Below are 16,145 nucleotides of genomic sequence, written 5' to 3' on the forward strand. Positions count from 1 at the left end.
GTGATCGACAGGGCGGCTGCCATTGCTTTCGTCCTCAACCGTGAAGACGCAGGCCGAGCCCGCTGGCCTCGTAGATCCTCTCGCCGTCGACCCACAGGCTGGCATCCGCGACGGCATAGTCGGGACCGGATTCGGTCACCTGCAGGGTGATCGCCACGGCGCCGTGGTGGGGCAGTACCTGGCCGCGGTATTTCCAGGTGTGTTCGCGTCCCAGCAGCGGCGCCGGGACACCCTCTGCCGCGCTGCGCGTCGTACGCAACCACTGTTCCAAGGTCTGCAGCATTGCCTGCACGCCGAGCGAACCAGGCTGCACCGGATCCTGGAAGAAATGCGCCTTGAAGAACCACTCGCCGGCATCGACGCGCTTGCCCGCGCGGATCGCATCCGGCCAGACGCCTTCGACGCGGTCGATCATGCGCAGCGGCGATAGGCCTTCGAGTTCGCGCGCGGCATTCGCTTCGCGGCGCAGCAGCGCCTCGTGCGGCTCGCTGCGCGGCAGGCCGGCCTGCGCCGCGAGCGCGGCGCGCGGGAAGAAGCCGAACACCGTCTTCAGCGTGTAGACCTCGCGCGCGCCGACCGTGCAGCGCACGTCGAACGCGACGATGACCATGCCGCCGGACGCCGCGACCGAGGTGAGCGTGGCATGCGTGCTGAGCGTCTCGCCGCCGCGCAATTCGGAGTGCTGCGTGCCGCGGCCGTCCAGGTTGCGGAAGCGCAGCTCTTCTTCGCTCGCCAGTGCGCAGCCGGCCCAGCTCGACAGCCAGCCGCACGGCTGCAAGGCGGCTTCCTGCAGCAGCGCGAACGGCACGGCGCCGGCGGCATCCAGATACCAGGCGTCGCGCGGCACGTCGAATTCGGCCACGACGCGCGCGCCGGAACGCATTTCGCCCTGCGTACCTTCCACGTGCGCGATGCGGCTGATGCACAGGTACGGCGGTGCCGGCAGGCGCGGTGCGCGCAGCGTGCCGTCGAAGCGCTCGTACAGGGCGCCGAACGCGCGCGACGGGCGGCCCAGCGCCGACGCCAGCAGGCCCTCGCTGTCCGCGGCGGGGAAATCCGGTACCAGGCGCAGCGCAAGACGCCGCGCATGGAATGCCTTCAATCCATCGACCGTGCACAGCAGATCGGCCCAGATCGTCGGCACCGGTCCCGCCGCGATCTCCTCGACGAATACCTCGGTCACCAGCAGCCGCGAACTCGGAATCACCTGGCCGCGGCATTGCAGTTTGTAGGCGAGTTCGGGCACCGGCTCGAAGCGCGCGCCATCGTGCTCCAGCGTGTAGCCGCAGGCGGCGAGATGGAACGCGAGCGCTTGCAGGCAGCCTTCCAGCATCAGCGTGCCGGGCATGCACGGATCGTTCTTGAAATGCCCGTCGAAGAACCAGCGCGACGGGTCGATGTCGAGTTCGGCCTTGAGATACCCGCGTCCCCAGGGACCGCCGCGCGGCTCGCACGCGCTCACGCGGTCCAGCAGCAGCATGTCGCCGGACTGGATGCGCGGGCTGCGCGTGTGCGTACGCGCAAGCTCGAACCCGGCGCCGAAACACGCATGCGTGTCGCCGTCCGCAAACGCTTCCAGCGCGGCGCGGTCGAAACGGGTGCGCCCGCTCACCGCGCGCGGCGGATCCAGGCGCGGGTTCGGGACAATCTCCTGCCCTTCCGGCGTCCACAGGCAGCCCGCCGAGCCGGCGAGTTCAGCATCGGTGAAGAAGCCGGCCTGGCCGTTCCTGACCGTCAGTTGCCTGCGGCTGCCATTCATGCAGTCGTAGTGGAAGAACATGAGGCGCACGTCGCCCTGGGCGGCGTGTCCGTCGAGATGGATATCGAAGGTGATGGTTTCACCCGCGCGCGGCAGCTCGCCGTGGTAGGTGAGTTCGCAGCCGAGCAGGCGGTAGACGCGCTCGCCGCGATTGAGCGCATCGACGCCAAGCCAGGAGATCAGCATGAGATCGGCCTGCCCGGCCTCGACCATCACGCCGCCCGGCATGCGGCCCTGATGCAGGTACCACGGTTCGGCGCCGATATCGGTCTGCGTGGTGATAGAACCCGTGCCCATGCTCATCGGCTCGGCGTGCAAGGCGGTCACCCGATCGGCCAGCAGCAGCGGCGGACGCGGCATGCGCACCTGGCGCCGGAAGCCGTCCTGTGCGGCGAACTGCGCACCGAAGATCTGCGAGATATTGCCGTCGGCGTGGACCAGCAGGTCCGCGCGTGTGAAGCGCACGGTGCGCTCCGCCGCCTCTGCGGCAGCAGGAGCCAGGCGCCCCTGCACCCCTGCCTGCCCCGGCGCCGGCGCGTGGACGACAGCGCCGCCGGATGCCTGCTCGACCTGCCGCGGCTTGTCTGGCCCGCCGGGGCCGTTCTGCGGTTGTCCCGCCGCGGCTGGCAGCAGCGCCGGGACCGCGAGCGCAGACGCGCCCTGCCGTCCCGCACGCAGCAGCGCTTCGGTCGCCTTGGCCTGCAAGGCGAGGAACTGCCCGTGCGCCCGCGTCTGCGCTTCCGTGAACGCCTGTTGCGCCGCGGCGAGTCGCGCCAGCTCGGCGCGAATGCCCTCCAGCGCAGGATGCGCCGCCTGCCGCGGCGATGGCGGCGGCGCGGCAAGCGCCGACGCGGCGACGGACGGCAGCGCGACCGGCGCGGCAAACGCCGGCGCTGCGGCAGGCGGCGTCATGACCGGCGCGACGGGCGTTGTCGCTGCAACGGAAAGCGCCGCGCCCACGTATTCGCGCAGCGCGCATTCGGGCCCCGCGTAGTCGAGGACCGCCGGCAGCCGCGGCGCCGGCGCCATCGTCTGCAACGTGTCCTCGCGCGGCGGCAGGCGCACCGGCGGCGGGTGCGCGTCGAAGCGGCGCGGACGCCTGGCCCCGGCGCGCGGCACCGGCGCGAGCGCGGCTTCCAGCGCCGCGTGATCCACCGCCACGCCGGCGGCGAGCAGCGCCGCGGTCGCGCCCAGCACGTTCTCTATGCCCTCGCCCTGGCGGTCCAGGCTCACCACCAGCGCTTCGCGCGCGCCCAGCACATGACGGATCGCGCGGCCGAAGGTGCCGCCCGGTCCGTGCTCCACGAACACGCGCACGCCGTCGTTCCACGCGTTCTCGACCAGCGCACGGATGTCGATGGTATCGGCGGCCTGCGCGAGGATCGCCTGCGCGCAGGCCTCGCTGTCCGGCGCATAGGGCCGGCCGCTCGCGGTACTGTAGATGCGTCCGCGCCGCGGCGCCGAAGTTGCGCGGCGGTGCACGTCCAGCCAGGCGCGCTCGACGCCGCGCAGCTCGGGCACATGCACCACCAGCGAATAGTCCAGATGCAGGCAGCGCGCCGCGCCCAGCCGTTCGACCACGCGCGCGCACTGCTCCGCGGCGCCCGCGACGAGGCAGCTCGCATCGTCGTTGATGATGGCGATATGCATGCGGTCCAGGCCGGCCAGCGCGCGGCGCACCTCATCCAGCGGCGCGGCGACGGTCCAGCATTGCCACGCGGCCGGCTCGCCCCAGGCGCGCGCCAGCAGATCGAAGCGGCCGGCGAGTTCGCGTTCGAGCAGCCCTGACGCTTCCATGTCGTCCATCAGCGCGTCGGGATCGTTCCAGACGCCCGCGGCAATCAGCGCATTGGTCTCGCCCGACGAATAGCCCAGCCACGCATCGGCTTCCAGGCCGAGCAGGCCTTCGCTCAACGCCAGGTGCAGCTGCGACAGCGCCGAGGAACCGCACAGTTGCTCGAATACGCTCGGCGGCGCGTCGCCCGCTGTGAAGGACCAGGCCAGCGCAGTCGCCAGGCGCCGGCTGCGCGCGCGCAGTTGTTCCTGCAGCTGCGGCAGGTGCAGCAGCAGGTCGCGGCCCATGCCGCGATACGACGCCCCCGCACCGGCAAACGCGAATGCGATCTGGCCGCCGACCGGCCGCGCGCGGAAGAACACGCCGCGGCCGGCGGGCGCACCGGTTTCCAGGTGGGCGACGGCGCGTGCGCGTACCGCGTCCAGCGCCGCTTCGGTCGCGACGAGTACGCAGCGCGCCGGACCGTCCAGGCTGCGGCGGTCCTGCTTCAGCGCGGCGATCACCGCGGCCTTGTCGGCACCGGCGAAACAGTACAGGCGCGCGACAGCCTGTTCGGCGCGGCGCGGATGCGCCGGGGCTTCGACGAGACCCGCCGCACGGCGCGGCGCGGCGCAAAGCCACGGTTCGCCGTCGAAATCGCGCCGGTGGTGCAGCGCCAGCGCCGCCGCAGCGGTTTGCACCAGTCCGAAAGCGGCCTGGGCGTAGCCGAAGCGCTGCCGCAGCAGGGCCTGCAACTGCGGCAGCGGTGCTTCCGACGCGGTTGCGGTCGCAGCGATACAGGCCTCATCGACCAGCGCATATACCCGGTCGCCGTCGCGCTGCGCGTCTTCGAGCCGCTTGAGCACCAGCACCACCGCCGCATCGCCGCCCGCTTCCCCGCTCGCCGCACGGTGTACCGCCTCGCAGCCGAAATCGACTGCGCCGACGATGGCCGCATCCAGCTCACCGCAGGCGAGCGCACGCGCCGCGATGCGCAGCGCCTGCGTGCCCGACGCAGCACCGGCCTGCAGCGTGAACGACGGGCCGCCGAGATCGAACTGCGAGTTCAGGCGATTGGCCGGAATGTTCGGCATCGAACCCAGCACTGCGGCTGCTTCGAGCGCCGGCACCAGCGTCGCGCGCGCCCGTGCCGCCCAGTCGTCGCCGCGGCCGTTGGTCAGCCGCCAGCGCGCGCCGTGGCGCGCGACTTCCGGATCGGGCTCCAGGCCGATCAGCGCCGCGCTGCGCTCGCGCGGCAGCGGCGCCGTCTCCGCCAGCGCCTCGCGCGCGGCCGCGAGCAGCGCCAGTTGCTGCGGCAGCGCCTGTTCGAGATCGCGTGGCGGAAAACGCAGCCCGTCCATATCCAGTTCAAACGAATGCATGCGGCCGTCGCGCGTCGCGCGGGCGCCGGCATCCGCACCCTCGCCGCTTTCTGCGCGTCCCTCGAACAGCGCGCGCGCGAACGCGGCGCGGTCGGGCGCATCGGCAATCTTCGCGCCGATGCCGACGATTGCGACCGGACGCGCGAGGGCGGCGGCGGGCTCGCCGCCGATGCCGGCGTCATCTTCCGAAACGATCAGATGCGCGTTGTTGCCGCCGAAGCCGAAGGCGGAAACCGCCGCGATGCGCGGGCCGTCGCTGCTCCATGGCTCGGCTTCGCGCAGCAGCCGGAATGGCGTCTGCTGCAAGGCCGCATCGGGATCGCCGCAGTGCAAGGTCGGCGGACGCACGCGGTTGCGCATGGCTTCGAGCACCTTGATAAGCCCTGCCGCGCCCGCGACGGTAATGAGGTGGCCGAGATTGGATTTGAGCGAGCCTATCGGCAGGTCGCGCGCCTGGGCGAACACCTGGGCGCTGCTGCGCAGCTCCGTGGCATCGCCCACCGGCGTGCCGGTGGCATGGCATTCGAGCAGCGACACCTGCGCCGGTTCGACACCCGCAAGCGCATACGCGGCGCCGAGCGCGCGCCGCTGGCCTTCTTCGCTGGGCGCCAGGAAGCCCTTGCCGCGGCCGTCGTTGGACAAGCCGACGCCGCGGATCACGCCATGGATGGTGTCGCCGTCGCGGCGCGCATCGGCCAGGCGCTTGAGCGCCAGGAATGCCGCGCCTTCGGCCGGCAGCAGTCCGTCGGCCTCGCGATGGAACGGGCGCGAGCGCCCGGACTTGCTCAGCGCGCCGAGTGCGCAGAAGCCGACATGGAGGAAAAGATCGTCCGCGCGCTGTACCGCGCCGGCGAGCATCACGTCGGCGCGGTCGTCGTGCAGCGCATCGCAGGCGAGCTTGATCGCGTACAGCGACGAGGCGCACGCGGCGTCGAGGCAGAAACTTCCTGCCTCCAGCGCCAGCGCGCGCTCCAGCATCGCCGCGGTGCCGCCGCTCATGAAGCGGTTGCGCGGATCGATGTCGCCTTCGCCGCTCCACACCTGTTCGCAGAACGCGGCCATGTGCGCGGTCGGGAAACCGAGATTGCCGAAGACCGCACCCACCCGGCCGGGCGTTCGCGTCTCGCGCAGCGCTTCGCGGGCGCAATGCAGCGTCCAGTGCACCAGCGGGTCCAGCCCTTCAAGTTCGGCGGCCGCGACTGCGAAGCCGTGCGGGTTCCAGATCGTCTCGAAGCCTTGCACATAACCGCCGCGATCCGACCATGCGCGGTCCGGCTGCGGCGCCTCGGGCGCGCATAGCGCGTGCTCAGGCGCGAGGCGCCAGCGGTCCGCGGGTACGCGCGTGACCAGGTCGCGCCCGTTGACGACCGCGTCCCAGAGTGCGGCCGGACTCAGCGCGCCCGGCAGCACACAGGCGCGTCCGACGATGGCAATTGGCGCGAACACGCGACTAGGCGCCGTTCGGCAAGGCGTGGTTCTGCACGCCGAGCATTTCGGCGTAGCGCCGGCCGCTCCGGTCGGTCAGCACGATATCCGTGGTCGTATCGCTGCTGCCGACCTTGCGCAGATAGGCGGTGGCCGTGATCGGGCCGGCGCTGGGCTCGGCGCCGAAATGCCGCAGTTCCCCGATGGCTGTCGGCAGCGTCTGGCCGCCGAGCAGGCGCCGGCCGTGCAGCGCGGCGACCTGCAGGCCGCCGTCGAGCGCGGCGACATCCAGCGTCCAGCTCTCCCCTTCCCAGCCGGCCGCGTCGACGCCGCGCACCGTCGCGTCTATGCCTTCGTCGGAAATGCCGCGCACTTCGTCGATCAGCTCGAACTGTTTGCGATGGAACAGCAGCTCGGGATAGATGCGTTCGCCGCTCCACGGGTCGAGGGTAAGGCCGGGCGCCTCGCGTCTGGGCTTGGGCGGTTCGGGCAGCAATTCCGCGCGGGCGCTGTAGTTCAGCGCGCCGCGCGCGTCGCGCACGGTCATCAGCAGCTGCGCGCCGCGCTCGCTGGGCAGCGGCGTCGCCTCAATGCGGCAGCGGTCGCCGCCATTGTCGAACCCGCCGAGACGGATGCCCTTGAGCACCTTGAGTTCGTGCAGGCTGGCCAGCGCCAGCCCCGGACGGAAGCTGCGCGCCGCGCGCGCCATCCATTCGGCCACGAGCACGACCGGCACCACCGGCGTGCCTTTCACCGCGTGGCCTTCCAGGAAGGCGTGGCTGGCGCGCGAGACCACCAGTTCCACGCCCTGCACGCGCGCCTGCGCCCCGTCCATCAGCAGCGCTTCGCCGCGCGGCTCGCCGCCGAGCACCAATTCGATATCGGTGGCGCGCGAGTCGCACATTTCGTCGGCGAACATCTTCGCGCCGGCGTCCAGCGGAACCATGGGAACACCGAGTTCGGCAAAGCGCGCCTTCAGCGCCGGCGTGACCATGCCGCCTTCCCACGGTCCCCAGCCCAGCGACTTCGCGCGCAGGCCCGGGCGCTGGCGCGCCTCGGCCGCGACCACCTTGGCCAGCACTTCGTTGGCCATCGCGTAATCGCTCTGCCCGGTGTTGCCGCAGCGCGCCGACACCGACGAGAACACGCACAGCAGTTTCAGCGGATCGGCCGCGGTCGCGGCCAGCAGGGCGCGCAGCCCGCCGACCTTGGTGCCGAACACGAGGTCGAACTGCGCCAGCGTCTTGTCGGCGATGCGGCGGTCGGCGAGTACGCCCGCGGCGTGTACGACACCTGCGATCGCGCCCCAGTCCTGACGCACGCGCTCCAGCGTGGCGGCGAGCGCGGCGGCATCGTCGACCGCGACCGATTCGTAGCGCGCCTGCGCGCCCTGGGCCTGGATCGCGGCCAACGTCGCGCGGATCTCGCGCGCGCCGAGGATGCGATCCACTTCGCGCGACAGTTCGGCCGGCGTGAGCGCCGCACCGCGCGCGAGCACGATGCGCTTGAGCTGCGCTTCGTCGTCGACGCCGGCGCAGTCGGCGGCTTCCTCGCGCAGCGGCGTGCGCCCGAGCAGCACGAAGCGCGCCTTGCATTGTTTGGCCCATTCCACGATGCAGGCGGCAGTCACACCGCGCGCACCGCCGGAGACGACGACGACATCGCCGGCGTTGATCGCGGCGACCGAGGGACGTACCGCGCGCGCCAGGCTCTTCAGCGTGTAGCGGCCGCCGGCGGCGGGCAAGGCCACCTCGATCTCGCCGCCGCCGCGCAGCAGTTCGCCGGCGATGACCTCCGCAAGCGCCGCATCGTCGCGCGCGCCGCGCTCCACGTCGATGGACTTCAGCGTCGCGCGCGGCCATTCCAGCGCCGCGGTCTTGACCAGCGCGGGCAGGCCCGCCAGCCAGGCGCGGCGCGCATCGGCATTGCGCAGGCCGAAATGGCCGCCGGTGTCCTGCACGGTCACGAACAGCGCATCGTCGACGCCGGCCAGGCGCTGCGCGACGACGAAGGCATCGCGGTTGACCGCCATCGCCTGCACCGCATCCTCGACCGGGCGCAGACCGCCCAGGTAGACACAGCGCTTTGCGCCGTCAGGCAAGGCCTCCACCGCCTGCGCCTCGACACCGTTGCTGCGCAGCGCGGCCGCAACCGCGGCATCCAGGCCCGCAGCGCCGAGCACGAACACCGGCGCGCCGTCGCTCAGCCCCGGCGCGGCAAAGCCGGCCGCGGGCGCGGGCATGAGTTCGAGCACGAAGCGGCCAAGCTCGGCGCGGCGCGTCGGCCTGGCTTTTTGCACCTCGGCGCCCGGCGACGCTGCCGCGGCAGACGGCGCCGGGGTCGCGCCGAGGTAGGCCACGATGTCGGCCAGCGTATGCATTGCCGCCGGGGGCGCGCGGTCTTTCGCGATGCCAGGTACGTGCCCGGTCATCGCGGCGAGGATTTCCACGCGCTTGATCGAGTCGATGCCGAGGTCCGCTTCGATGTCCATGGACAGATCCAGCATCTCCACCGGATAGCCGGTCTTGTCGGCGACGACGCCAAGCAGGATTCCCGCGATGTCGGCGGCGGCCGGGGCGGCGGTGGATGGTGCGACGGCGGGGATTGCGGCCGCCGCTCCGCCCTGCAGGTATCCGGCGATCTGCCGCAATGTATGCATGCCGCTCATCTTTGTGCGATCGGCCTGCACGACGAGCGCGCCTTGCGCGTGCACCGCGGCGAGGATTTCGACCCGCTTGATCGAATCGACGCCGAGGTCGGCTTCGAGATCCATGTCGAGATTGATCATCTCCGCGGGATAGCCGGTCTTCTCGGCGACGACGGCGATGAGAAGCGCGGCGAGGTCGGCGCCGGACGCCGGTGCCGGCGCGGCAACGGGCGTCGCAACGGCTGGAGCGGCGGAGACAGCAATCGCCGGCGGCGCGCCAGGTGCAGGCGGGGCCGGCGGCGGCACGGCGGGCTGCGCCGGCATGGCCGCCGCGACCGGCGGCGGAACCGGCGACAGCGGCGCGGCGCTCTGCGCGGCTGCGACCGGAGCCGCGACTGCGGCGGCCGGCGCCGCGCCGAGCAGCGCGGTGAGGCCGTTGATCGCGCTCTCGGCCAGCTTGAGGTATTGCGCATGACTGTCGCTCAGCGCGCGCTGATAGGCGGCGTGCGCGTTCGCGGTCTGCTGCTGCGCCTCCTGGAACGCGGCGAGCCAGGCTGGCGACAGCGGCGATTCTTCTTTCACGGTGCGTACCTCGACAACGGGTGCGGATTCCGCACGCGGCGGATTGGGAGCGGGCAGCTGCGACGGATCCGCCGGCGGATAGGGTTTGCCGACATTGCTGCCGCTGATCGCGATGCCGTGTTTGTGCATCGCCGGCGGCGCCGGTACGCGCACGTCGGCGAACAGGGCCGGCAATCTGGTCACATGGCCCGCGGCGGCGAGCTGTGCGATACCCGCGAGCAGCGGTTCCAGATCGGACTTGCCTTTGCGATCCAGGGCTATCGCTCGATGCGCGCGCGTACCCAGGATCGCGCCGACCAGCCCCTTGAGCACCGTGCTCGGGCCGACTTCGACAAAACAGCGCGCGCCCGCGGCGTACATCGCTTCGATGGTTTCCACGAAGCGCACCGGCTGGGCGATCTGCTGCGCGAGGACGGCGCCGGCATCGCCGGCGTACGGCGCGGCGTGCGCGTTCGCGTAGACCGGCACGCGCGGCGCGGCGAATGCGATGGTGGCGAGGAACTCCCTGAACGGCGCGCACGCGGGCGCTACCTGGGCGGAATGGAAGGCGGCGGCGACCGGCAGACGCTTCGCTGCCACGCCTTGCGCCTCAAGCGCGGCGATGGCCTCCAGCGGCCCCGATACAACGACTTGCTCGGGCGCGTTGTGGTTGGCAATGGCCAGCGACGGGCCGATCAGCTCGCGCGCCCGTTCGATCGGGCACGCCAGCGCGCACATCGCGCCGCTGCCGTCCGCCGCCGCGTCGCGCATCAGTTCGCCGCGGCGGCGCGCGATGCGCAGGGCGTCGGCTTCGCTGACGGCACCTGCCGCGTGCAGCGCGACGATCTCGCCGAAGCTGTGGCCGGCGGCCATCGCGCCCTCGACGCCGAGGTCGCGCAGCACGGCAAGCAGTGCCATCGACGCCAGGCCCAGCGCAGGCTGCGCGTTTTCGGTGCACGTGAGCTGATCGCCCGAATTGCCGAACACGATCTCGTGGACGCCCAGGTCGGCCGCGCGGTCCCACACGGCGCGGGCCGCGTCGAACTGCATCGCCGCGGCGGCGCCCATGCCGGCGTACTGGCTGCCCTGCCCCGGGAACAGCAGCGCCAGCGCGCCCTCGGGTGCGCCCACACCGTAGCTGGTGCCGTCCGGCAGCTGGAACGGCAGCGCAGGACCGGCGGCGATCTTCGTCTGCGCGGCGGCCAGCCGCCCGTCGAGTTCGGCGGTGCTGGCCGCGACGACGGCGAGGCGCACGGCGGCGCTGTGGTCGAACGCATCGCGCGAGGCGCGTGCGAGCGAGGGCAACGGCAGATTGCCCGCACAGGATTGCCGCAGCTGCGTAATCTGTTCGATCAGCGCCGCGGCGCCAGGTGCGCTCAGCGCAACGAGTTCGTGCGACTGCGTCGCGAGCCGCTCCGCGCGCGGCGCCGGGCCGGCGTATTCCTCCAGCGCGAGGTGGAAATTCGAGCCGCCGAAACCGAAGGCGCTGACCGCCGCACGGCGCGGGTGCGAAGCGGCGCGGATCCACGGCCGCGCTGATGTATTGAGATAGAACGGGCTTTGCGGCAATTCCAGCCTGGGGTTGGGCACGTCGGCCTTGATCGTCGGCGGCAGCACCTTGTGGTGCAGCGCCATCACCACCTTGAACAGGCCGGCGGCGCCCGCGGCCGCCTTGGTATGGCCGATCTGGCTTTTCACCGACCCCAGCGCGCACCACTGCGTGCGCGCGGCATCCGCTTCGGCATAGACGCTGCGCAAGCCTTCGAACTCGGCCGCATCGCCGGCCTTGGTGCCGGTACCGTGCGCCTCGACCAGCTCCACGGTCGCGGGACCGAAGCCGGCCTGGGCGTAGGCGCGGCGCAGTGCCACCGCCTGCCCCGCCGACACCGGCGCGTACACCGACTTCGCGCGGCCGTCCGACGAGGTGCCTACGCCGCGCAGCACCGCGTAGATGCGGTCGCCGTCGCGCTCGGCGTCGGCGAGGCGCTTCAGCGCGACCATGCCCAGCCCTTCGCCGAGCATGGTGCCGTCGGCCTGGTCCGAGAATGGCCGGCAGTCGCCGCTGGGCGACAGCGCCGGCGTCTTGGAAAAGCACATGTACATGAAGATGTCGTTGAGCGTATCGACGCCGCCGCTGATGACGAGGTCGGAATCGCCCAGCTGCAGTTCGTTGACCGCCATCTGGATCGCGGAAAAGCTCGATGCGCAGGCCGCATCGGTCACGCAGTTGGTGCCGCCCAGGCCCAGCCGGTTGGCGATGCGCCCGGCGACGACATTGCCGAGCAGGCCAGGGAACGAGGCTTCCTGCCACGGCACGTACTGCGCGGCGATGCGCGCGCAGGCGGCCTGCACTTCGTCTTCGGGCAGCCCCGTTTCGCGCAGCGCCTTCTGCCAGACCGGGCGCTGCAGGCGCGATACCAGCGAGAACAGCAGCTCCTGCGCGCTGGTGACGCCCAGGATCACCGAGATGCGCGAGCGGTCCATGGTCTCGAACTGCTCGCGCGCGGCATCTTCGAGCACCGCACGCGCCGCGATCAGCGCGAGCAGCTGCGAGGTATCGGTGGCGGGAATCGTCGCCGGCGGTATGCCCCAGCCCAGCGCATCGAAATCCATCGGCGCGAGAAAACCGCCGCGGCGGGCGTAGGTCTTGTCGGGTGCCGCCGGATCCGCGTCGTAGTAGTCGTCGATGCGCCAGTGCGTGGCCGGTACGTCCGTCAGCAGATCCTTGCCGGCGAGGATGTCGCGCCAGAAGCCGTTCGCGTCGTGCGACCCGGGAAAGATCGCGCTGACGCCGACAATGGCGATTGGCTGGCGCTGCGGTGAACTCATGCGAGGGGCCTCGGACGGAAATCGAACGCGGACGGCGGAATGGCCAAGCCGAAGGTACGCAGCTGCTGCACGCGCGTGAGCACCGCGGCGCCTTCGAGCAGGTTCAGCGCGACCTGCACGGCGGTGCGCCTCTCGGGCGCTTCGAGGAAGCTGCCCGCGGCCCAGGTGTTGAACGCCCCCATGGCGGGGCCGCACCAGATCTGGTAATCGGTCAGCCGCTCGCTCACGCCGTCGATCGCCCAGCGGCTGGAGAGGCCCAGGTAGGAACGGAATACCAGCGCCATGCGGTGCTTCGGATCGGATTCGGCGCGTGCGACGTGGGAGGGATCGCGCGAGGACCAGAATGCGCGCGTCGAGGCCCAGGCCTCGTCGAAGCTGGCGCGCAGCATGTCTTTCTCGATCTTCGCCCGCTCGGCGGCCGGAACCGCTTCCAGCGACGGATAGGCGCGGTAGATCTCGTAGAGCTTCTTCGCGCGGATCGCGAACAGGGTGCCGCGGCGCAGGACCTGCACATCGACGCCCAGCTCGAACATGTCGGCCGCCGGCGCCATGATGACATCGGCCATCGAGGCTTGCGCCAGCATCGCCCGCGCACCGGCGCCGAGGCCCGATTCCACGCAGGCTTGGTTCACCGAGCCGGTCTGCACATAGGCCGCGCCCAGCGCAAAGGCCGACGCCAGCGCACCCGGCGTGCCCAGGCCGCCGGCGGCACCGACGCGGATCGGCCGCGCGTAGCGCTGCTCCGCGACGATGCGGTCGCGCAGCGCCATGATGGTCGGCAGCAGCGCGGCCAGCGGACGGTTGTCGGTGTGGCCGCCGGAATCCGCCTCGCAGGTGATGTCCTCGGCCAGCGGTATGCGTGCGGCCAGCTCGGCTTCGGCGCGCGTGAGTTCGTTGCGCGCGACCAGTGCGTCGAGCAGCGCGGCCGGCATCGGCGCCATGAACTGCTTTGCCACTTCCTCGCGCGAGACCTTGGCCAGCACGCGATGGCGGCGCCGGATGGCGCCCGTGTCGTCGACGGTGAGGCCGCTAGCCGCGTAGCGCACGATCGCCGGCGTGAGCCCCATGAACGCCGAGGCTTCGACGCAGCGCACGCCGCGCCGGATCAGCAGCGCCGCCACCGCGTCTTCGATCGCCGGCTCGTTCGGGCTGTGGATGAGGTTCACGCCCCAGGGCAGCCCGAGCGGATCGAGTTCGCGGGCCAGTTCATCGGCCGCGGCTTCCACGCGCGCCAGCGACAGGCCCGCGGCGCCGAAGAAGCCGAGGCAGCCCGCGCGCGCCATTTCGGCCACCAGCCGGGCCGTGGCGATGCCATTGGCCATCGCGCCCGCGACATAGGGAAAGCGTGTGCCGTGCGTCTCGCCGAAGCCGCGGTCGCCCAGCCACTCGGGGTACAGCGGCGGCAGCATGCCGAGCACCGGCCAGGCGCCGCTTTGGGCCGCGGCGACCAGCGCGCCGTCCAGCCCGACGCCGAGCCGGCCGTCGCGGTCGTCGCGGATCACGACCGCGGTATGGCGCACCTGGGCGCAGGCGGCCGCCAGCTCGGCCGGCGCGAACGCGGGCGCGCCGCCGTGCCAATACGCCGGCGCGTGGGGAGCAATCGGGGGGACACTAGCCAAAACTGGCACTCAGTGGCACTTTAGGGGACGCCGTTATAGCCGTCCTGGGGTGGAAATGCCACTGCGAGAAGCCAAGAAGGCCGCAGTCCGTCAAGCGCTGGTCGCCGCGGCGAACCGCCGCTTCCATCGCCACGGCTTTGAACAGACCACGATCGACGAGATCTGCGCCGACGCCGGCGTGAGCCGGCGCACCTTCTTCCGCTATTTCGAGAACAAGGAAGCGCTCGCGTTTCCGCACCGGAACGAACGCCTGGAACGCTTCCTCGCCCTGCTCGACGGGGCCGGCCACTCGCCCAACCCGGTCGACGGCCTGCGCGCGATCTGCGAAATCTTCGCCCAGGAATACTCGGCCAACCGCGCGGCCATCCTGGCGCAGCAGCGCCTGGTCGATTCCGTACCGGCTCTCGCCGCGCGCGAGCACGAGATCGACCGCGACTGGGAAACCGCGATGGCCGCCACGTTCCACCGCCGCTTCGGCCGCGGCGCCGCCTCCGAGCGCCGCGCACGCCTGATGGCCGGCGCCGCCATCGGCGTCATCCGCGCGACGATGCGCTACTGGTACGAAAAGGATGGCAAGCCCGATCTGGCGCGGCTGGGGCAGGAAGCACTGGACGGACTGGAGCAAGGTTTCCTGTCCTGAGTGCTGCCTGATACCGGACGAAGTTGATCGCTTCGCCGACGGCTTGAAATTTGGCCGCCTATTTCACCGGAACGCACCGCCGCAAATGCTCCGCCAGTTGCACGATCGGCGTATCGCCCTCGATATCGCGCCGGTCGTAGCGGGAGTCAGCGTACGCGACCATGCTGTCGAAATTCGGGTTACCGGCGAGCCAGGCCAGCACGATCGGTCCTTCGGCGGACAGAAAATCGATACCGTCGATGCGAGAGCGATCGCCGTTCACGAGACGGTCCAGTTCGCGGACCTGGCTGCAGCGCTCGACCAGCACCGGCAGTTTCTTGCCGAGGAACTTGATGAACGCCTCGATATGCCGGAGCGATTTGATGTCGAAACCCCCGCGGCCTTCGATGCTTGCCAGTCGCAGATCGCAGGTCGATGAACGTTCGTGCTGCGGAATGACGCTCGCGACCAGCCGCTCTACCGTGTGCTGGCGCACGGAAATCAGGACGTCGCAGGTAAAGAAGGGAGGATCGTCGTAGCCGACGCCGCAGATCGTCAACGTCGTGTCGTCGCGGGTCTGGACGAAATCGTCGCCCCCGCGGGCTTGCCTTACCTCGAAGCCCAGCGGAATCAGTATTGCCTCCAAGGCACGTCCCAGCGTGGCGGTCAGCTCATCGCGATCATTCGGCCATCCGAAGGTGATCTGGGTGCCGTTGGCGACGACCGCGCCCTTGCGCGGTACCAGCCGCGTGAAACGCAACCCGCGATTCTCGCCGTAGCGGAAGCCGGTGCAGGACTTGGCCACGGCTGCAGGCACGCCGTAAACGGCATCGTGGCCCTCCGCGCGATGCCGCGCGATCGCCTGTTTGAGCAGCGCCGCCGTTTCCCTGGGCGGTTCCCCTTCGGTCTCGAGGTGTTCCGCGCCCTGATCGAGCAGATGCGTGATCTGCCAGACCTGCCTGCCGTCCTGCCACAGGAACGCAGTCGACGCATTGGCGTTTTCGCTTTCGGCGCAGCCGACCACGCTTGCCTCCAGCGACAGCGCCGACAGCTTCGCGGGGTGGATCAGTGCGTGCCAGAACGCATTTGCCGCGACGACATAGCCGCCCTGCGGCAGGGGTGCGCCGGCGATCTCGCCCTCGCCCTCGCCCACGGCGGTGCCGGTGTCCTCAAGGTTCAACGCCGCGAGTACTTGCGCCGGCGACAGCGCCGCCGACAACCACGAAAACGCCCTGCTCATCCAGCTTGCTCCTTCCCATCCGGCGCGCGCCGCCGCGCAGTCTAGCGCGTCAGGGTTCGGCCAAGCCGACAGGGCAACCTGGCAACCAGAGACCAGGCATCGGCCAGCACGCATCACCGGTCGAATCTGACATCGCCGCTGTCGCAAGTATCGGCGAAACCGCGCTTTCCGATCCGCAGATTGTCCGGAGCGCCCCCGTGCTGCACCCCGTTACGGTCGCAGGAACCCGGATGCCATGGGTGACAGTGGCGCCTATCAGCAAGTCGACCGTGTCGTTGCTGTTGCCGGAA

At 71.0% G+C, this 16,145-nt stretch carries 5 protein-coding genes; 1 reads left to right on the forward strand and 4 read right to left on the reverse strand.

The annotated features are described in order from the left end of the window. Positions 1 to 34: 34 nt before the first annotated feature. The 3 genes from NM961_RS02225 to NM961_RS02235 are packed head-to-tail and all read right to left on the reverse strand — an operon-like array spanning position 35 to position 13,996. A complete protein-coding gene (locus NM961_RS02225; protein ID WP_255910761.1) occupies positions 35 to 6,361 on the reverse strand; it encodes a polyketide synthase in 6,327 nt (2,108 codons plus the stop codon). Positions 6,362 to 6,365: 4 nt separating this feature from the next. Continuing rightward, the gene (locus tag NM961_RS02230) at positions 6,366 to 12,377 is read right to left on the reverse strand and encodes a type I polyketide synthase (RefSeq protein WP_255910764.1); all 6,012 of its coding nucleotides are present in this window, start codon (positions 12,375 to 12,377) and stop codon (positions 6,366 to 6,368) included. Beyond that, positions 12,374 to 13,996, reverse strand: coding sequence for a PfaD family polyunsaturated fatty acid/polyketide biosynthesis protein (locus NM961_RS02235; protein ID WP_255910767.1), 1,623 nt, complete (start codon positions 13,994 to 13,996; stop codon positions 12,374 to 12,376). The genes NM961_RS02230 and NM961_RS02235 overlap by 4 nt, the downstream gene beginning before the upstream one ends. Before the next feature lie 55 nt (positions 13,997 to 14,051). Between NM961_RS02235 and NM961_RS02240 the strand changes: the two genes are divergently transcribed. Next, entirely contained in the window at positions 14,052 to 14,636 is a 585-nt protein-coding gene (locus NM961_RS02240) for a TetR/AcrR family transcriptional regulator (protein WP_255910770.1), read from the forward strand. 58 nt (positions 14,637 to 14,694) lie between these two features. Here NM961_RS02240 and NM961_RS02245 read toward each other — a convergent pair whose 3' ends face one another. Beyond that, positions 14,695 to 15,855: a hypothetical protein gene (locus tag NM961_RS02245; RefSeq protein WP_255910773.1), complete on the reverse strand. Its 1,161-nt coding sequence runs from the start codon at positions 15,853 to 15,855 to the stop codon at positions 14,695 to 14,697. Positions 15,856 to 16,145: the final 290 nt, after the last annotated feature.

The organism is Tahibacter harae (assembly GCF_024437735.1).
In the GTDB taxonomy this organism is placed as follows: domain Bacteria; phylum Pseudomonadota; class Gammaproteobacteria; order Xanthomonadales; family Rhodanobacteraceae; genus Tahibacter; species Tahibacter harae.